Below are 19,884 nucleotides of genomic sequence, written 5' to 3'. Positions count from 1 at the left end.
TCGGCTTGACGGCTATATGCCCTAAATTCATTATAGAAGGATGCATATGAACAACCATCCCAGAAGGCTGGGATATTTCCGATAAAGGAGGTCTTCGTTTGATCGCATACCCGGACCGCAGTTTAAATCGCATCACCTCTCTCGAAAAAGAAACCTGGACATCGCGCACCTATCGGGAAACCGTATTGCATCGAATTCAAAACATCGTTCCCTATGATGCCTACTGTTTTACGACCGTAGATCCCCAGACGCTTTTGTCCACAGGGGCGGTGACGGAAGCCGGCATCGAATCGATCCATAACCAACTGTTTCTGAACGAATATGCCGAAGAGGACCACCATAAATACGCGGATATGATCCGTACGGGGAAACACGCGGCCCGCTTGAGTGAAGCGGTTCACGAACGATCGCAATACAGTCCCCGCTATGACCGCATTCTGCTGCCTGCCGGATTCGGAGACGAGCTGCGCACCGTACTGGTCAGCGAAGGCGCATGCTGGGGATATCTGACCCTTTATCGCAGAGCGGGTCAACCATGGTTTATCGAAGAAGAACAACAGTTCATCGCGGCAGCGGCAGAATCGATGGCGCGCATGCTGCGCTTGACCAGCCTGACCCTGTTGGACGAAATCCGTAGTGAAAGCCCCGTCGAGCCGGGTTTGATGATCGTATCGCATAAACTCGACCTGCTGTCTATTAACATGGCCGCCCGATACTGGTTAACCCAGATGCGGCTGCTTGAGCAGATTGGCCCCGACGTCCTGCCTCGCCCGGTTCGGGCCGTCAGCTCCCACGTCATTTGCCGTGAGGCCGCTGCCTCCCCTTCCAAAACCTGTTTTCAGCTTCCGGACGGACGTTATTTGGTGCTGCAAGCAAGCCGTATGCAAACGTCGTCCGGTCCTGACCAGGTTGCCATTAGGCTGGAGCAGGCGATGCCGCAGGAACTGCTGCCTTTGCTGGCGGAGCGTCATGGGCTCACAACCCGCGAACGGGAGCTGCTCGGATTTGTCCTGCGCAGCTATTCGTCCAAAGACATTGCCGCAGCCATGCACATATCGGCATACACGGTGCAGGATCATCTGAAATCGATTTTTTCCAAAACGGGCGTCTCCTCGCGGCGGGAGCTGATTTGGCATTTTGTCTCCCGCTTCCAGTTATCCGACGGGTCTTCATGATGGTCAATTGCCAGAAACATATGTTATCCCGAAACCATCGATCCTGATTCTTCAGTCAAACCAGGTGGCAATGAGGGGATACAAAAAAAACCTGATCCATCACGGACCAGGCTTTTTTGCTATAGCCATTGGATTACTTGTTCTTCATATTGTACTGCGCCTATGCCAAACAACTTAGGATTTCGCCGGTTTCGCTTTTCCCGATTTGACCTTTTTCGTTGGCACCTCTGCCGGCTCTTCCGGAACGTCCACCGGATACAGCTTGCGGAACAGGAGTGTCTGCAGCAGCAGGAATGATCCGCCGACTGTCCAATATAGCGGCATTGCGGCAGGAGCAGAGAACGAAAAGAAGGCCATCATCAGCGGAGAAATGTATCCCATGATCGCAAACTGTTTTCGCTGCTCAGGCGGCATGTTGGCTTGCGATACTTTGGACTGGATCAAATAAATGACCGCTACCACGATGGCGAGCGCAATGTCCGGCGACCCCAGCTTGAACCAGAGAAACGAATGCGACGACAGCTCCGGCGTCAACCGGATGGCTGTATAGATGCCTGACAAGATCGGAAGCTGGATCAAGAGCGGCAAGCAGCCGATATTCAGCGGATTGAAATTGTGCTTTTTGTACAAGGCCATCGTTTCTTCCGAGAGCTTCTGGCGGCTGGCCGCATCGGACTTGCCTTCGTATTTCTGCTTGAGGGCGTCCAGCTCCGGCTTCATTTTGTTCATGATCGCCCGTGTCCCCTGCTGGGACTTGGCCTGTCTCATCATAAGCGGAAGCAGGGCAAGACGAATGACCAGCGTAAGCAGAATGATCGCTACCCCATAGCTTCCGTCAAAAAAAGTGGCGATATGCTGAATGAGATAGGACAGCGGGAAGACCACGTAGTGATTGAAAAAGCCAGGCGTCGATGAGTTGATTTCCGTCACGTTGCCGCTGCAGCCGGATAATACCAATACCGCCAGCAGCGCCGCCATTAAACCAAGTATACGTAACCGTCCCGTATTAAGCGTGAATCTCTTGTTCGATTGATGCTCCATTTAAATCCTCCTCGTTGTGTGTTGTCCATCCGTCCATTCAACGAGGAGTGACAATCGGGTTCATCGTCATCCGGGGCCTGTCTGCGTCTGACCTTGCGACAAAAACTTTCGGGCTTATGCTGCGTTTCGATCGGCATCGCCGGCGGGCCGGAGCCCCAATAATCACCGGCTCCGCCCTTCACCCAGAACTCGGCCAGTCCGCAGTGCAAATGCGCAATATATGCGTAACTCACCGTGACGATCAGGCCGATGGAGAAAATATACGGCAACCATTCGTGAAGCTCAAACAAGAGATTCACCCCCTTCATATATTCGTTTTTACATTATAACACTTACATATCGATTTTGCATAAAATCATGACAACATTTGTGTTACTCTTCTGCTGCCAATGTTTGCAATTCATGCAGGGCCCGATATTTGGCAATGTTGAACGAAGGCCATGAATGAACCGAGCCATCCGCCTCCAGCTGCTGCCGCCGCTCCAGCAGCAATGCTTTCAATTCCTCGTTTTCTTTCCTTGCAAAGTCACTCAGCAGCGGAACGGCATCGGCAGACAATCCTGCCAGATAAGATGCATCCACGTCCCCGGACTGATGGTAACGCTCGATATTCCGCTCGGCAATGATTCGATCCATGCCAACATAGTTGACTGCGACATAGGCCGTCAAGGAGAGCGCCAGAACCCAGCGCCACATCGGAAACGTTGTGCGTACAATACGCAAACTGGCAATCAGCAATAGAAACGCAAGAAAGATCATAAACGCATGTACCAGAAAACGGATGTAGGTGTAGCCGTAAGCCTGCTCATAAAGCAGCAGACGCGCAAAGGCCGAGTAGAGCATGATGGCTGAACATCCAACCGTAATAAACAACAGCACTTGATGGACACGCGTGCCCACGCTTCCAACCGTATTGGTGAACTGCAAAGCGATCGTCAAAATGACAAAATTGATGCCCGTGACCAATACCAGCTCCGCAAAGCCGCTGCGAGCATATTCCGCGTACGTCATTCCCGATGGCAGGTTCCCTTCCCCCGCCCCGAACAGGTACGCAAACTGCACGAACACAAACAGTACATACACGCTGTTAATAACCACAAGGATTGTCCCCATGATCAGCGGATCCAGCTTCACGGGCTGCGGATTGGTTGACTGAGCTCCATAAAACTGGCCTGCCACTGCCTTTTTAGTAGCTGCGTCTCCCGCTGGATCCGTTTCCGTTCCCGTTTCAAGCGGCATTGGTCCGTAAACCTTCATTCCGTTTTTCCAATGAGCATTCTCTCTTTTCTCGGCCTCATACGTCATAGGCTGCACAAATCCCCATACGTATCCGAAAAACAACAAGCTTGCAACGACCACCCATACGATTCTCGGGAAACCTTCCCCAAACGATAATTGATCCAGCCATTGCGGAATGCCGGAAACAAGTTGGCTGAAAATGCCGTCCGCCGAGCTGAGCAATGACAATACGATGATCAGGATCGGAAAAGATATCGCAAGCCCTGCCAATATTTTCAGCACAATCGCTTTTTGCGTCCGGTTTATGCCTTTACCTTTACCGCCCGTTTTGGATGCCATCAGGACGAGCGTTTTCCAGTGCCGGATGGATTGCGGCAGCAAATGGTCCAAAGCCGTTCCGATCAAGCCGGGCTCCCACCAATTCCGCTTTTTTCGTCCAAGCAAATATGCTATATGTAAAGAAACAAGCCCAGGTACGGCCATAACATTAAAAATGCGGAACAGCGGGTTATCAAATAACACAAGCGTTAGCGATAAAAGTAGAATACTCCCGGCGAAAAATAAGTCCATATACGTCTTCGCCCGCAACCGGTCTTTGGCAAAGGACAACATAAAGCCGTAAAACAGGATGACAAAGAGCGGATAGGATATCCCCGGCGTTTTCTCAAAAAACAAATACTGGTGTAGTATAGCCAGCACGATCGCTGCCAATAGCGTAATCGGCGCCCTTTTGGGAGACGACAACATGTTCTCAATCATGGAAATGCCCTCCATTTAGATGTTCTTCTCTCCATTCTAGATGGTAAAATAAGAAGATAAATAGAAAATTCGATTCGGAAAACTTCCTATTTTATAAACTACTATTTCTCGGACTGGAGGCATTCCATCATGAAACTCGAGCAACAGTATTTGCAGCTGCATCATCGATATGGTCACGCGGCAAGAAATGAAGTGACGCTCGCCGAGCTGGCCGAGCTGCTGGACTGTACGCATCGGAGCACCCTGACGATCGTCAAGAAAATGGCAGCCGCCGGCTGGATCGACTGGGCCTCCCGCCGTGGCCGTGGACAACGATCGACGCTCACCCTTCTTGCACCTGCGGAACAAATCGCTTCCCAGTACATGCTGCAAGCGATGAACCGCCGCGATGTAAAACAGGCTGCCGAGCAGATTGGCACGTTTGTCGATTCTGGCCTGCTGCAGGAACAGCTGAACCAGTGGCTGCTCGGTTATTTGGGCCACCACACCGAGGCGGGCAGCAACAACCAACCGATTGATACGCTGAGACTGCCGCTCAGGCAGCAATTGCACGCACTCGATCCGCTCTATATCAATTTGCTGGCCGAATCGTTTGTGACGAGCCATATTTTTGATGGCCTCGTGCAGCGTGGGGAACAGGGGGAAATCTCTCCTAGCCTTGCCCATACTTGGGATGTGAGCGCGGATCGGACAACCTGGACGTTTTATTTGCGCAAAGGCATTACGTTCCACCACGGCCGGACATTTGGCGCAAGCGACGTGGTGTTTACCTTCGAACGGCTAAAGCGTACCGAACGCCGCACTCTTTACCGGGATGTGAGCAGGCAGATTCAGACGATCGATGCGCTTGATCCCTTAACCGTGCGCTTCAAGTTACATACGGCGCATGAACTGTTCCTGCCCTTTCTATCGACGAGTCGGGCTGCCATCGTGCCTTCCGGGCAGTTTCCATCGGATGCGGAGACTGCGGCGGATGATCCGACCGCCATGTCTATCCCCATCGGAACCGGACCATTCAAAGTCACCCGCTGGGACCGGCATGTTTGCATGCTGGAAGCATTCCCGTCTTATTTTCAAGGCAGGGCGCATCTGGACCGGGTTGAAATCTTGCAAATTCCTTGGAGTTCGCGCCATGAACTGGCAGAGCATCATAACGAAGAAACCCCATTTTTCCATCTGGTGCATAATCCGTCCAACCCTTCCGGGAACGAATGGAGTCAAGTTGGAGCAGGCGTAACCGTGCGCAAATTGATGACCTGCAATACGCAAAAAACCGGACCGCTTCGCGATCCGGCCGTACGGGCACGCGTATACGCTTGCCTTACAGGCGTTCTATCCGAGAGAAATGACATTCAGACAGCATCGTCTTCCGCTTCGCACAAGTTCATGGATGAGCTCCCTTCAGCGAAAGATGCTGCCGATGGCTCTGCACCCCTACTCGTCATTGCAACCATTCCGCAGTACAGGCAAAACGCTGCGATCATTGCGGAGAAGCTGCAGCAGCATGGTTTCAACTGTACCGTTCGTTCCGCGCCCATGGAACAATTCAAAGGAGAACTGCGGCTGGAATCGGATCTGATCCTCTTTTCGCTGATCCGCGACCGGGACGAAGAGCTGCGCAGGTATGACCTGTACCTCACGTTGTCGGAGCATTTGCACGATACGGCCAAACACGTTATCCAGAACATGCTGCGATTCGTCATGACCTCACCGGAAGGAGATGAACGCATGTCCGTTCTGGATAAGATCGAGGAAGAGCTCGCCAAAGAACATTTACTCATCACCCTTTCCGAAAAACCAATGGAAACGGCTTATCTACCCTCAGTACGAGGGTTGTCGTTTAACAGCCAAGGCTGGGTGAATTTGAGGCACATTTGGTTCCCGTCTACATCGACGCAAGGGTGAAGCCGCTGCTGCTGCAGCTGGCATCGCCCGCATGTTCTTATGTAACGCTAAATATTCACATCAATGTTACTTGCTTTCGGTTAACCCTCTCGTATCGCTTTGAACCAGAGGAATTGTGTCTTTGCGACGATATACGCCGAGCAGCAAGCCAATCATGGCGTATTCAAAAATCAACCGACTCCCACCATAACCGATAATCGGGAACGTAATACTAAAAATAGGCACCCATCCTGTGGTTAAGGCAAGCGAGTAAAGCATCTGTATTGCAAACATTAACGTGACCATTACGATGATCATTTGGCCAAACCTATCTTTTATCTGCAAACTAGCTCTTAGCATACTGACCAACAACCAAACAATTCCCGTTAACAATGCAATTCCTGCGATCCAGCCAAATGTATGAATAAGCAAAACACCGGGGTATTCATATAATCTTAATTTAAATTGATCGAAAGCAATGTTTATCCCATTCCCCCACCAACTTGCGGATTGCACAATGTTAATGATAGAGCGATTAAAATAACCATTTCCTAGTGGATCATTTTGTAAATCCATAACTACCATAAAACGTTCAAGTCGCCTGAACAAATTGGAATGAAGTAAATAAACGACTATCGCTGCGAGTGAGAGTAATCCTGCCAGCATGCTCATTATCCATTTTTTTGTGATCCATCCGAATAATACTAGAGAGATTACACCAAATAATCCAGCACGCACCCAATCATCCATATGCACGAATAAAAAAAGAGGTACCGACACAAGCCCCACATATAGAATAATATTTTTTATGTTTCTGTTAGTTTGCAATTTATCCAACATGATTGCCCCGATACTGAGCGGTAAAATCCATGATGCAGCCGTTGAAAGATCTATGGAAAAACCCAGCGGGAGAATAACAAATCGTGAACTATTGATAACAGTAGTTACAAAGGGATTTATCCATAACAGCACAATGATCAAGATGTACAATCCCCAGGCCGCTTTTTTCCACTTCCGGTAATCATAAAACATGCAGAAAAACAATCCAATGATCCCAATGCCGCTATAAGCAAGATAATTAACGTAAAGCCCCTCATACGTCGGTACCGCCAAACGTGTTGCATAAATCCACATTAACAGCAATCCCACCGAAAACAAGGCCAGCACCCCCAACACCACGCCCCAATGGATGCGATGCCGATGAAGCCGGTGCATGCTTTTGCCGATGGTCAACGGGTCTCCCATCTGTGCAATCGCATACGTTGCCGCTTGCTCCGGCGTGTCCCCTTCCTGCTGCCGCTCGTAAAAAATCTCGTCAAGGTGGCTGCCGATCTCATCCCTTAGATCCGGATGAACCTCGCGAGCCTTGACCTGCCGGCAGACTTGATCCAAATAATGCTCGATTCTCGCATCTCTATGGCTCATGTCAGCCCTCCTTCTCCAAGCACCCGATCGACGGCGCGCCGGAACAGACGCCACTCCGCTTTTTTATGCTCCAACGCCTGAATGCCTTCTTTGCGGATCGAGTAGTATTTGCGTTTGCGGCCCTCGACCTCTTGCCAATAGGACTCCACCCAACCTGCGATTTCCATCGCGTGCAAAATCGGATATAACGTGCCTTCCTTCAGATTAAATACGCCATCGGATTGGCGATGCAGCTCTTTGATCAGTTCGTAACCGTACAAGGGCTTATCCTGCAGCAATGTCAGAATAAGCGTTTCCGTACTGCCTTTGATCATCTGTTTGTTTACGTTCAACGTATGCACACGTCCCTTTCTCCACTTGTTCTGTTCCTTCTTTCATCAGAGTGAGTTCCAAAATATATACCTCGGAAAACTATGCATAGATATTCTAGGTATGATATTACCTGATTCTCCCTTTTCTGTCCAGCGCGCCCCCCATGAAAACTACCCTATCCCCTTTTTGTCCTGATATAATAAACGAATTATATAGACTGCAAAAAAACATACACACGTTAACGGAGAGGCATAACCAATCTGAAGAAGAGCGAAGCGTTCGCCTAAAAGCTTTCTGAACGAAAGCTTCATCGGAAGATGGTACTGAACTCGCGTTGTGCCTTCGCGTGTGATTCATAAGGGAGGCCTATGCCCATGAGCAAACTGATCTTTTTCCTCGGCGGTGCCGGAAGCGGCAAAACAACGCTCGCCAAAGCGTTGTCCCGCCAGCGCAAAGCTGCATTTTTCGATATGGACATCCTGCTGCGCCCAGCAGCCGAAGCGATCATGACATTACAGGGACTGGACCCGACAGACCGCGATTCGCCGGAATACAAACGGCTTTGCCGGGATCTCGGCTATCGCATCACGATGGATGCCGCTCTAGACAACGTAGCGCTTGGCATCGACACCATCGTTGTCGGACCATTTACCAAAGAAACACAGACTCCGGACTGGATCGAACAGGAATTGGCTCGCATCGGGCGTTCGCTGCAAGATACCGACGTGCGCGTAGCATACATTTATTTGAACAGCGAAGCGTTATACAAAGAACGGATTAGAGCAAGGCAATCTCCTCTAGATGAATGGAAACTCGCCAACTGGGACAAGTTTGCAGCCTCGCTGGCGCGCAAGCAGGTTGCATGGCCGCTTCCTTCCTCTTCCGTAGCTTACATCGATAACTCAAACGAGGATATCTCCATCGCGTTGAACGAGGTTGAACGCAGCATGTATGCGTAAACGCCAAAAAGGGGATGTGCTGAACATATCAAGACAGCAGCATCCCCTTTTGGCATACTTGTTTCTCACATCATTCCATTCGCTCAACAAAACTTCAATGCAAAATTCATCCGATTCGCTGTCTTTCCAGGCACATACCTGTAAACAATCTCGGCATGCTCCGTAAAAAACAACATCTCCGGTTCCGGTGCGGCCGCCTGCACCTCACAGCTCAAGCCAGGCATATTCCACCGTGCCGGCGTAAAGTCCTCAGGACGAAGATTGGGACCTCGGATCTCGAAGTACACCTCGATCTCCTCCGTCGTGTCCAGCGCGACCTCGACCGTCAGCGCACTATCGCTGACATCGGCATCAAAGGTAATGCCTCGGAGATGGGTGTTCCATCCTTCGCCGACCTCGCGCCGGATCAGTCGCAAATAATATTTCTCGCCCTGATCCGTCCGCCAATGGACGGTGGCCGGATGCATCTGGCCATTCGTATTGCGGCTCCCGGACATCGCTCCGACCATGCGGTTTGCGCCGATCCAGGCCTTGGCCGTGCAAAGCGTGCGATTGTCTGTTGGATCGTTGCGCTCGCATAACTCCAAAAACTGCTTGACCACCAAGCGGTCTCCCGGATGGGACCGAAGAAATGGAAGCGCTTCATCCGGGACGTTCACCCCAACCAGCGCAATTAACGGATCATGCCCTGATTCGCAATTCATGCCTGCGAGATATTCGTAGCCTTCGCCAAGCACCATATATAAAAATACGCCTATGGAGCTATGTTCCCTCATCTCCATATCATACGCCCGGGCAAAGGGACCGGACAAATTTTCAAGGTTGGCATTATAATAAAGCGCGATATTGTTCCAGAGTCCTGCCTCCATCTTGGCGCCAATCCCTCTGAAACGTTCGGTGATCCCGTATCTTCTCCACATGCCCAGCACGGTCAGATCCACCCCGTAATACGTCGTTGTATTAAACTCGGCAAACGATCCGTATTGATCAAATTCCCGCAGCAGCGCCTCTGCTTGCCTGTCTGCGTGTTCCATCCAATCTTCCCGCTGGAAGCGATGTCCGTAATAATGGGTGATGAACATATGCATAAGTTCGATGTTGGTGTTCATCGGGATCGCATCGGACAATCTGCGATCGATGGAACCCTGCACAGCCAGTTCCATCGCATGGTCCATGCGCTGCAAAAGCGATTCAGGCAGCACATCGGCAAATTCCGCCGTCGCGACCGCGCAGACGCAGGCAATGAACTCTCTCCAGTTCGGGTCATAGCTGATCCAAACCGGCGGCAGTACTTGATTCACGGCCTTCCTGAACAGCTGTTTCAGGCGTTTGGCATCAGCCGCGTCAGCGTGGATGACTCCCTCTGCCTGCAAGTCATGAGCCAGCTTCGCCGATATTCGATCGAACGTTTGCTCCAGAAAATGTGCTGTTCCCGGCGCAAAGGATTTCCATTGATAATTGCCCTTTGGCGGGTCTGCCGCATCCGGCCTCGTCCGAAAGGTTCCGTGATAAATTTCTTCGGGAGCATCGAATTGCATATCGAGTACGTTATGCAGCAGACGAATCGCACGGTCCAAGTCGGCTGTTTCATTACGTATCAGCAAACCCAGCGCATAATGCGCGCTGGCACGCGTGCTGTACTGCGCGGAATTCTCTTCAAAACTGCGCAGCAGCCCTGCCTGTTCGTCATAAAAGCGGTCCATCATCGCCATGGACTGTTTCACCAAATACTGCTGTTCCTTGGACATCCGTTCCATCGTTCGCTCGGCCATGATTGTCATTCCCCTCTACGGTTAAAATCCGGGCTTCGTATCCAGACCCTTCGTATAAACCGCACTAGTCATTCACACAAGAGCACTGCGAGGGCAGTACCATCTTTCGATCGCTGTTATCCCCGGATTTTTTGATCCCCCTTTTCTAAGGGGAAAATCCGGGGATAAAGGCGAACACTTCGCTTCTCCAGATTGGTTCTGCCTCTCCGCTAACATGTGTATGTCCTTTGCGGTTTTTAGCCGATGAGTCCGGTACAGCTACAATTGTAACGAATAACGGCGAAATTGATAATACAAATGGACGCCATCATGCGAAAAAACATCCCCAAAACGCCGCAAGCAGCTATTATCGTATCCATCTATCCCTTAAGCAAAAAAGCCGTGGCGTTATTGCGCCAGGGCTTCCTTAAAATCCACTTATATTTCGTTCCACTTACGTTTTCGACAACTCAATGAAGCCTTCCCCGAATACGTCGCGCACGTCATGGATCGTAATGAAGGCATCCGTATCCTCTGCCCGCACGATCTTTTTCAACATAGGCACTTCCTGTTTGCTGATGACGATATACAAAATTTCCTTTGGATTTTTCGTGTAATACCCATGCCCGGAAAGCACCGTAACCCCGCGGTCCATTTTCTCGATGACCTGACGGGCGATATTGTCCTGTTTGGTCGAAATGATCGTTACCGCCTTTTTCGGATTGAGTCCTTCAATGATGAATTCCATCATTTTTGTCCCGACAAACAGCAGAACGATCGTACACATCAAACCTTTGGCCCCAATAATAAAGAACGACGAAAACGCCACGATCAGGTCAAAAAACAACAATGCGTAACTGATGCTCCAGTCCAAATATTTGTTGGCGATCCGCGCCAGAATGACCGTTCCCGCCGTCGTGCCGCCCACGCGTACGATCAATCCGATGCCGAGACCGGCAAATACCCCTGCAAAAATCGTATTAATCCACAGCTCGTTGGAATCGATCGTCCAGCTCTCCGTGAGATGCAAAAACAACGAGTTGAACAGCACGGTAATAATCGTATACACCGTCGTCGTTTTGTCCAGAAACTTATAACCAACGACCAGCAAAATGCCGTTCAGAATCAGGTTCATCAACCCCGGCGACCATTCGAACAAGTAATATAAAATGATGGTAATTCCGGTTACGCCGCCTTCGCCCAAATCATTCGGGATAATGAACAGGTTTACGGCCAGCGCAAACAAGAAAGCACCGACCATCAGATAAGCGATATCCGTTATTCGTTTTTTCATCCAACATTCCTTCCAATCATCAGAAAATCAGCTCTCGCTGTCATGTTATTTTTAATCCATTGTCATATTACCACGTATACCCAAGCATTGATTCTATCATGTCCCGCGCAAAATTTGTATACAAAATACAAAATGTTGCGCGATTTGTGCAAAGGATTTCTCTTATTAACCCTCTACCCATGACAAATGTCATGCTCTGTCCTTGATGTTTATCATGATCAGGCGCTGACGTTTATGACTTACCCATGATACGCCTTTCCCTTTACAATGAAAGCGATTCGATTCAAGGAGGGCATTCATCATGAACAGAACCAAAGAACTTGCATTGAAAAAAGAAGTCATTCCGTTTGAAAAGCATGATATGCATCTAAGCATTCGCCAATTGTTCAATACATTGCTTCCACTCTTTCTATTATGGGCGGCGGCCTACTTCAGCCTGTCCGTGTCCTACTGGCTGACGCTGCCGATCGCGATCGTCGCTTCCGGTTTCGTGCTGCGGACATTCATCATTTTCCATGATTGCTGCCACGGCTCCTTTTTCAAAAACAAACGCGCCAACGATTGGCTCGGAACGATCACCGGCGTATTAACCCATGTCCCTTACCAGCAGTGGAAAGCAACGCACGCCATCCATCATGCGACCAGCAGCAATCTGGACAAACGCGGCATCGGCGACATCTGGGTCATGACCACGCAGGAATATCGGGAGGCCTCCCCGTGGCTGCGGCTGCGTTACCGCCTTTATCGTAACCCGCTCATCATGTTTGGACTTGGTCCGTTCTATGTCTTTCTGCTGTCCTACCGGTTCAATCGCAAGGGGGCCCGCCGCAAAGAGCGGATGAACACGTATCTGACCAATGTGTTGATTGTGGCCTTGTACGCGCTGATGTGCTGGGCCGTCGGCTGGCAGGCTTTTGTGCTTGTCCAAGCTCCGATCTTTTTCTTTTCCGGTTTCTTCGGCATCTGGCTGTTTTACGTTCAGCATCAATTCGAAGATACGTACTTCGAGCATGAGGATGAATGGAGCTACGTGAAGGCCGCTGTTGAAGGAAGCTCATACTACAAGCTGCCGCGGTTGCTGCAGTGGATCAGCGGAAACATCGGATTCCACCACGTCCATCACCTGAGTCCGCGCGTCCCCAATTATTACCTGGAAGACGCGCATAATGCCACGCCGCCGCTGCAGCAAGCAACAACGATCACCCTGCGCACCAGCCTGGCCGCATTGCGCTTTCGTCTATGGGACGAGGACAGCAAACGTTTCATGACCTTTGCCGATCTAAAGCGAAACAACCGAGCTCTCCCGGCACGTTCCACTTCCACCATACGCGTAACCACGCAAGCGAGTCTGACAGAGAAATCCTAATCTCTGTCCGTTTCGTTTGCTTGTATTCGAGGCCGAGTCATGCTACAGTCAGGCTAAGTTCGGTTGCGTTTGATGCAGTTTAACGTTTCGAGGAGGAGAGTTTCATTCAGAAGTGGACGCAGCTTTTTTATAAAAACACCGGCTTGAACCCGTACGTCTGGCTTGTCTTTTTTATCCTACCCTTCTATTATATATCGCAATATTCCGAGCTATGGACGATGATTACGGGCATTGTGATGATTCTGGTTTTCTTTGCCTGTTATCTGCTGGCCTCCATCACTCGGGGATGGCAGGTTTACATGTGGATCGGACTGCTGATTGCCATCTCCATCACGATGACCATTGTTTACGATTATGCGTATTTCTCGCTGTTTCTGGCCTTTTTTATCGGATCGATCAAAAACAGGGCCGGTTTCATTTCCCTCTATTTGATTCATCTCGTGACCATGTTCATGACGGTGAACTATGCGGTTATCAACCGCAGCACCCTGCTGCTCAGCCAGCTGCCGTTCGTCTTTATCAGTCTCGTGGCCTCCATCCTGCTGCCCATCAACATGTATAACAAAAACAAGCGCGAACAGCTCGAAGATCAACTGGAGAGCGCCAATAAACGGCTGGATGAGCTGGTGAAAATGGAAGAGCGGCAGCGCATCGCGAGGGATCTGCACGACACGCTCGGTCAAAAGCTGTCCCTGATCGGCCTGAAAACCGATCTGGCCAAACGACTGCTGCGCATCAATCCCGATCAGGCCGAATCGGAGCTGAACGACCTGAGGCAAACCGCGACGACCGCACTCAAGGAAGTGCGCGAGATGGTTACCACGATGCGGGGCACACAGCTGGTCGATGAGCTGCATCGTGCCGAGCAAATATTGAGAGCCGCTTCGATCACGTATGTGTTTGAAGGGAATCCCAAATTGCAGGATACGTCTCAACTCAACGAAAACGTCATGGGCATGTGCCTCAAAGAGGCCGTAACCAATGTCGTCAAACATAGCCAGGCCACCGTTTGCCGCATCCGGCTTGACGAAACGCCGTCGGATAACCTGCTCAGCGTGCAGGACAATGGTGTCGGCATCGAACGCACCATGAGCAAGGACCGCAGAGGCACGGGCATTCTCGGCATGAAGGAACGGCTTGAATTCGTCAACGGCTGCCTGGATATTCAATCCGGTGCGGATCAGGACGGGACCACACTCGTGATCCGCGTCCCGAAACTGACGCGCAAACCGATGAAGGAGGAAGAAACATGATACGAATCGTCGTCGCCGAGGACCAACGCATGATGCTTGGCGCCCTGTCCTCCCTGCTCAATCTTGAACATGACATGCAGGTCGTCGGACAAGCAAGCAATGGACAAGAAGCGCTCGAGCTTGTTCGCGAGCATGCTCCCGACATTTGCCTGATGGACATCGAAATGCCCGTGAAAAGCGGCCTTGAAGCTGCGGAGGAACTGAAAGGCATGAGCTGCAAGGTGATCATTCTGACCACGTTTGCCCGAACCGGTTATTTCGAACGCGCCCTGAAGGGCGGCGTGCGCGGATACCTGCTGAAGGACAGTCCGATCGAAGAACTTGCCGAATCGATCCGCCAGGTCATGAACGGCAGGCGCATTTTTGCCCCGGATCTGGTAGACGAAGCCTATGTTGAGGAAAACCCTTTAACCGAACGCGAGCATGCCGTACTCGGTTTGATGGCCGACGGCAAAAACACCAAGGAAATTGCGGGCCACTTGTTCATTACGACAGGCACGGTTCGCAACTATATCTCCATCATTCTGGGTAAGCTTGGTGCAAGCAATCGCATCGAAGCCATCACGCGCTCGAAGGAAAAAGGCTGGTTCAAATAATGCAATTCCAAAAAAAAGCTTGGCCGGGGTTTATGTTCCGGCCAAGCTTTTTCGTTGCGACCCGACTGTCATAGAAACTCGACTCAAGTCTATTTAACGGACGCTACCATGCCAAGCGCTTCGTTCGGCACCTGACTGGTTTTGAGCTGATAGATCTGTTTGCCCGCTTGCCAGGAGATGGCGACATTTACGGACTTGCCTCCGCTTGGATAGTGTACGTCTACAAAACCTTTGTCTTTGGGAGCAGGCAGCTTGTGCGTTTCCAAAAATTCCACCATTTTTTTCGCAATGCCCGGGTTGTTCATTTGATCCTCGGAGATCGACTGGATGCGCAGCGTCCATCTGCCCTCATTCCAGGTCAAATATTGGGAACCGGCCGCGCCTTCGGCAACGCCTTGAATGCTGTGCCCCAAATCCACTTTCATGTCGTCCGGCACATTACCCGTTTCCTCATCCGGGAAGATATCCGTGCTATTCGGATCTTTGTATGTGTTTACCTCAAACGTTGCGATGACAGCCGCCTTGCTGCCCGATTTTGTCAGGGACGAATCGTTCAGGGCCACCGGCTGATCCACGGCATAGAACGTGACTTGGAAGGCATTTGACGTATTGGAATCGATCGAAGCCGCCAAGGTTTTTCCTTTGTCGAGCGGGAAAGAAGTCGGCAGCAGCGCACCGTTCAGCTTCAACTGGCTGCGCACTTCCTTGATCACCTTCGATTGGCTTGACTCGGAGGAAGACGATGCATTCCCGCCGGATTGTCCCGCGCTGCCGCTCTCTCCTTTTCCGGTATTGGCACTGCCTGACGAAACCACTGTTCCCGCAGTGCCTGTTGTGTTTGTCGACGCGGCATCCTTCGCACCGGAATCCGAGCTGCCGGATGGATTGGCTGACGATTCGGATGTTTGTTGTCCTGCCGCAGCAGATGAAGACGAGTTGGCTTCGGCGGGCTTCGTATCCTGTCCGCCGCAACCGGCGAGAGCGAGAAGAACCGCCGTTGTGACCGGGATGGTTACCCATACCTTTTGTTTTTTCATGTTGTCGTCCTCCTTGATGTTGGTCGTTTAACGTTTGTCATTCCAGAAATTGACCGGCTCTACCTGTTTGGTTAAAATTTCGAACTTGTATCCTTCCGCCTTGAGCGATTTCAATACCATCGGCAGCACTTTCAACGTGGCTTCCTGATCATGCATCAGGACAACCGGCGTTCTGCCGCTTTTTTGCACGGTATGAATTTGCTTCATGACGCTGTTATACACTTTTTGGTGATCTTTTTTGTATTTCCAGTCTTCGGAGTCCACATTCCAGTCCCACAAATGGAACCCGCCCTGACCCAGCAATACATCCCGATAAGTCGATTTCAAATAAGGTTTGCTGCCATAAGGCGTTCGAATCAGAGTTGTTTTGACGCCAGCCACTTTATTCAGGCTGTTGTTCGCCTGCTGCATTTCTTTCAGACCGCTGTAGGCGGAAAGGTAGAACTTGCCAGGAACATGCGTCACGCCGTGAAGTCCCAATCCGTGTCCGTCCGCAACGATGCGTTTGGTTGCTTTAGGGAATTTCTCCATCTCAGGTCCAAGCATGAAAAAGGTTGCTTTTGCCTTGTATTTGTCCAGAATGTCCAGCAATTGGCCTGTATGAGCCGTCGGTCCATCATCGAAGGTCAGATAGATGACTTTGGCACCGGTCTTCGCTTGCTTGGTGCTGGATGCGGCTTTGGCCGAAACCGACTGCGGCAGAAGCAATGGAATCATCAGTATAATAGCGAGTGTGATCATCAAAGATTTGCGGATTTGTTGCATAGAATAAAGCTCCCTTGTTGGTGTATTTCCCCAGCTGTCTGCAATTCACGTCATGCATCCTTCGGCGATAATCCTAATTCTAGCAAATCGAATTTTCCACATTCTAGCTTCAAAGGCTACGTTCGAGTTACACTTTTGTCAGAATAGCACTGAAAATAAAACGATTTTGATAGATTTTGTCCGAAAGTACATTCACTGAGGATAAATCAATTTTGACATAATCCTTATTAACCCGTTCGGCGTCCTTTGATAGATTCACGGGTGAGATTTATGGCAGGCAACGAAAAAAGCCTGCGCGAGGCAGGCTTCCTGTTCATTGAAATGAAAGGTTCGAATCACTGCTTACATATGTATCTATATAAACCGCACTAAACAATCACACAAGGCACTGCGAGTGCAGTACAATCTTCCAATCGCTGTTATCCCCAGATTTTTTCAAATTCCCTTTTTCAAAGGGAAAGTCCGGTGATAAATGCGAACGCTTCGCTTCTCCAGATTGGTTCTGCCTCTCCGTTAACGTGTGTATCTTTTTGCGGTTTATCTATCATGCGACCCGATCCCCTATCAAAGGAAAAGATCGCTGCGCCCTTCCGTCTGCAGGCGCGAAATTACTCCGCAGGCGCAGTGAACGAACGCTGCGCAAACTCCGCGTCGAGCATGTAAAATGCGTTGCTGTCTTTTTCGATGCGGCGCAGCTTTTGAATGATGTTGTCGAACAATGCCTCTTCCTCCACCTGCTCATCGATGAACCATTTCAGGAAATACATCGTGGCATGCTCGCGCTCGTTCAGCGCCAGATCGGCAAGGTGGTAAAATCTTTTCGTATTTTGCTGCTCATGCGCAAAACCGTGTTCGAACACGTCGAGCATGGAAGCATACTCGTTTTTCGGTTCGGGCAGTGCGGCAAACGTGGCACGATGCCCGCGATCGTTCAGGAATTTATAGATTTTCATGCCATGGAAACGTTCTTCCTCTGCTTGCACGAGGAAAAAGTTAGCAAACCCGTCCAGGCTTTCGCCGGAACAATAAGCCGCCATCGCCATGTACACATGGGCCGAATAAAACTCAAAGTTCATCTGCTCAATCAAAGTATCCGTCAACTCTTTGCTCATTTTGTAGATACACCTCATGCTTTCTGTAATAATAGCTACATCATATCATATCGGCTGTCATGCGGACATGGATTATATATGGATTTCGCCAATGGAGACTGACCGTGGATTCATATATTGGGCAATTGGGCAACCGCATAAATAATCATGCCCTTCAAAAGCAAAAGAAACGGTTTCCCATGCGGCATGAAAGACAAGTCTTCCATATTCGCGGGAACCGTTTCTCTGGTTATCTGTAGAAACCGCATTAATCAATCACACAAGGCCACTACGTGTGCAGTACCATCTTCCGATCGCTGTTAGGCTGAAGAAATCGTTATGAGTGCTTCATGCATGCTTATTTCGCCATTTTTTCCTTGTAGGCATCCAGTTGTTTTTGCAGCTCGGCTTTGACCTTGTCATACCCCGCCAGCTTCAGCTTTTCGCGGAATTCGTTCACGGCCTGCTCGGGGTCGGTGACTTTACCGAAGTTGATCGCCGGTCCAAGCTCGCCTGCAACCTGTGAAATCGCCGTCAATTCGCTTTCCACCGGCGTTTTGTCAAATACGAATTGTCCATACGGATACGCAATTTTGATTTTGTCGTATTCGTCGTATAATGTATCGATTTGATCCCAAGTCGTATCGCTTGGAATCTCGAATTTGTCGACCCGTCCTCCCCAGAAGTCGGAGTAGAAATTGTCGCGGGTCTCGTCATAGCCTTCCGGTCGAGTGCGTTTTCCGTCCTTGATTTCATATTGCACGCCTTCGATGCCGTAGTTGATCAGGTGATAGATTTGCTCATCGTTGCGAATAAGGTCATACGCCATCAGCGCCCGTTCCGGATTTTTGCTGTGGGAACCGACCGACGTACCGCCATGGGTGATCGACAGCTCCATCAGGTTGGTGCCGCGCGTACGGTTGAAGGGGAACATTTGCAGCTCGGAACCCGGTTGTGCTTTATCCATGTCTACGCGCAGGCCGGAGAAAGTTTGGGTATGATGCTGGTCTAGTCCGGACAGCCCTGCTTTGAGCGCATCGCGGTTGTTGTTTTTGTTGTTGAGCGCGTCTTCGCGCCAGAAGCCGCGATCTGCCCAATCTTTCATCAGTTTGGCATAATTCAGGAACGTATCGTCGAATACCGGCTCGGCTACCGTGTATTTCTCGGCATCCGATTTGGCCGTAAATACCGGCATGTAACCCGTCGAGATCGGAAGCTCCAGATTATCCGTGTAGGATTGGACATAACCGCCCCATGTCATTGCGCCGGAAGCCATATCCCAAGGGATGACATCAGGTTTGTTGTCTTTGATGTATTGCAAATACTGGCCGATTTCTTCCCAGTTTTTGATCGGTTCCGTCAACCCTGCTTCCTTCGCCCAGTCTCCGCGATAGAAAAAGCCATGGTTAACCCATTGCGTGTACTGGTCTTCCGGAATCAGCACGATATTGCCGTTATATTTGCTTTCGTTCCAATGGTCTTCAGTTACTTCTTTCCATGTGATCGGCGCATAGGTCGGCAGCAGTTCGTCCAGGTTCATGAAGGCTCCGCGCTGCGCGTTGGCCCATGTATCCAGCCAGTCTGTGCCGATCGTAATCAGGTCAACCGGTTCGCCGGATGCGAGCAGCAGATTGTATTTGGTTTGCCAGTCTGCCCACTCCACCCATTTCCACTCCAGCTCGGCGTTGATCTTCTCTTTCATGAGTTTGTTGACTTCGGCGAGCACCTTGTCGAACTGATCGTTCTTCGGCTTATCGCCCAAAACGACATAACTGATCTTCACAAATTTGGAGACATCGATCCCGTTGTACGTTTTGGCTCCGCCTGAAGCCCCCTCGCCCCCGCCGTCGCTTGTTCCGCTGCTTCCGCACGCGGCCAGAAGGCAAAGCACCGCAACCATGAGGATGGATAACAACGTTTTGGATTTACCCATTTGA

The 19,884-nt window shown here is 50.4% G+C and carries 17 protein-coding genes; 6 read left to right on the top strand and 11 right to left on the bottom strand.

The features are described 5' to 3' along the window. Nucleotides 1–98 precede the first annotated feature (98 nt). Entirely contained in the window at nucleotides 99–1,175 is a 1,077-nt protein-coding gene (locus SNR34_RS12540; protein ID WP_486182020.1) for a helix-turn-helix transcriptional regulator, read from the top strand. Between the two features lie 174 nt (nucleotides 1,176–1,349). Here the strand turns inward: SNR34_RS12540 and yidC are convergent, their stop codons facing one another. The 3 genes from yidC to SNR34_RS12525 form a co-directional block, all read right to left on the bottom strand. Beyond that, on the bottom strand, nucleotides 1,350–2,216 hold the full coding sequence (yidC, locus tag SNR34_RS12535) for a membrane protein insertase YidC (protein ID WP_236419511.1): 867 nt from the start codon (nucleotides 2,214–2,216) through the stop codon (nucleotides 1,350–1,352). Continuing rightward, a complete protein-coding gene (locus tag SNR34_RS12530; protein ID WP_236419508.1) occupies nucleotides 2,153–2,506 on the bottom strand; it encodes a hypothetical protein in 354 nt (117 codons plus the stop codon). The genes yidC and SNR34_RS12530 overlap by 64 nt, the downstream gene beginning before the upstream one ends. An 82-nt stretch (nucleotides 2,507–2,588) precedes the next feature. Then, a complete protein-coding gene (locus tag SNR34_RS12525) occupies nucleotides 2,589–4,214 on the bottom strand; it encodes a DUF4153 domain-containing protein (protein WP_486182019.1) in 1,626 nt (541 codons plus the stop codon). Between the two features lie 129 nt (nucleotides 4,215–4,343). Between SNR34_RS12525 and SNR34_RS12520 the strand changes: the two genes are divergently transcribed. Then, nucleotides 4,344–6,119, top strand: coding sequence for an ABC transporter substrate-binding protein (locus tag SNR34_RS12520; RefSeq protein WP_486182018.1), 1,776 nt, complete (start codon nucleotides 4,344–4,346; stop codon nucleotides 6,117–6,119). Nucleotides 6,120–6,185: 66 nt separating this feature from the next. On the opposite strand, the gene SNR34_RS12515 is transcribed toward SNR34_RS12520, so the two are convergent. After that, a complete protein-coding gene (locus tag SNR34_RS12515; RefSeq protein ID WP_486182017.1) occupies nucleotides 6,186–7,523 on the bottom strand; it encodes an FtsW/RodA/SpoVE family cell cycle protein in 1,338 nt (445 codons plus the stop codon). Further along, nucleotides 7,520–7,855: a PadR family transcriptional regulator gene (locus SNR34_RS12510; RefSeq protein WP_339278376.1), complete on the bottom strand. Its 336-nt coding sequence runs from the start codon at nucleotides 7,853–7,855 to the stop codon at nucleotides 7,520–7,522. Before SNR34_RS12510 ends, SNR34_RS12515 begins: the two co-directional genes overlap by 4 nt. A 354-nt stretch (nucleotides 7,856–8,209) precedes the next feature. Here SNR34_RS12510 and SNR34_RS12505 point away from each other — a divergent pair, with 354 nt between their 5' ends. Beyond that, on the top strand, nucleotides 8,210–8,794 hold the full coding sequence (locus SNR34_RS12505) for a P-loop nucleotide/nucleoside kinase family protein (RefSeq protein ID WP_486182016.1): 585 nt from the start codon (nucleotides 8,210–8,212) through the stop codon (nucleotides 8,792–8,794). 83 nt (nucleotides 8,795–8,877) lie between these two features. On the opposite strand, the gene SNR34_RS12500 is transcribed toward SNR34_RS12505, so the two are convergent. Together SNR34_RS12500 and SNR34_RS12495 are read right to left on the bottom strand one after the other, a co-directional pair. Beyond that, nucleotides 8,878–10,575, bottom strand: coding sequence for a hypothetical protein (locus SNR34_RS12500; protein WP_486182015.1), 1,698 nt, complete (start codon nucleotides 10,573–10,575; stop codon nucleotides 8,878–8,880). Nucleotides 10,576–10,999: 424 nt separating this feature from the next. Further along, nucleotides 11,000–11,839: a YitT family protein gene (locus SNR34_RS12495; protein ID WP_236419495.1), complete on the bottom strand. Its 840-nt coding sequence runs from the start codon at nucleotides 11,837–11,839 to the stop codon at nucleotides 11,000–11,002. A 301-nt stretch (nucleotides 11,840–12,140) separates the two neighbouring features. Between SNR34_RS12495 and desA the strand changes: the two genes are divergently transcribed. The 3 genes from desA (at nucleotide 12,141) to SNR34_RS12480 (ending at nucleotide 15,054) form a co-directional block, all read left to right on the top strand. After that, complete coding sequence (gene desA / locus SNR34_RS12490) at nucleotides 12,141–13,205, top strand: Delta(5) desaturase DesA (protein WP_339277813.1); 1,065 nt, start codon at nucleotides 12,141–12,143, stop codon at nucleotides 13,203–13,205. 104 nt (nucleotides 13,206–13,309) lie between these two features. Further along, the gene (locus SNR34_RS12485) at nucleotides 13,310–14,458 is read left to right on the top strand and encodes a sensor histidine kinase (protein ID WP_236419642.1); all 1,149 of its coding nucleotides are present in this window, start codon (nucleotides 13,310–13,312) and stop codon (nucleotides 14,456–14,458) included. Then, on the top strand, nucleotides 14,455–15,054 hold the full coding sequence (locus tag SNR34_RS12480) for a response regulator transcription factor (RefSeq protein ID WP_236419494.1): 600 nt from the start codon (nucleotides 14,455–14,457) through the stop codon (nucleotides 15,052–15,054). The genes SNR34_RS12485 and SNR34_RS12480 overlap by 4 nt, the downstream gene beginning before the upstream one ends. 89 nt (nucleotides 15,055–15,143) lie before the next feature. Here SNR34_RS12480 and SNR34_RS12475 read toward each other — a convergent pair whose 3' ends face one another. The 4 genes from SNR34_RS12475 to SNR34_RS12460 all read right to left on the bottom strand — a co-directional run bounded on the left by SNR34_RS12475 (nucleotide 15,144) and on the right by SNR34_RS12460 (nucleotide 19,880). After that, nucleotides 15,144–16,091: a hypothetical protein gene (locus SNR34_RS12475; protein WP_486182014.1), complete on the bottom strand. Its 948-nt coding sequence runs from the start codon at nucleotides 16,089–16,091 to the stop codon at nucleotides 15,144–15,146. Between the two features lie 27 nt (nucleotides 16,092–16,118). After that, nucleotides 16,119–16,856, bottom strand: coding sequence for a polysaccharide deacetylase family protein (locus tag SNR34_RS12470; protein WP_236419490.1), 738 nt, complete (start codon nucleotides 16,854–16,856; stop codon nucleotides 16,119–16,121). A 608-nt stretch (nucleotides 16,857–17,464) separates the two neighbouring features. After that, a complete protein-coding gene (locus tag SNR34_RS12465; protein ID WP_486182013.1) occupies nucleotides 17,465–17,968 on the bottom strand; it encodes a ferritin in 504 nt (167 codons plus the stop codon). 337 nt (nucleotides 17,969–18,305) lie between these two features. Next, a complete protein-coding gene (locus SNR34_RS12460) occupies nucleotides 18,306–19,880 on the bottom strand; it encodes an ABC transporter substrate-binding protein (RefSeq protein WP_236419486.1) in 1,575 nt (524 codons plus the stop codon). Nucleotides 19,881–19,884: the final 4 nt, after the last annotated feature.

It is taken from the genome of Paenibacillus sp. XP01 (assembly GCF_057364885.1).
The sequence above is the reverse complement of the archived record's forward strand: the minus strand, read 5'-3'. Positions and strand labels throughout refer to the sequence as shown.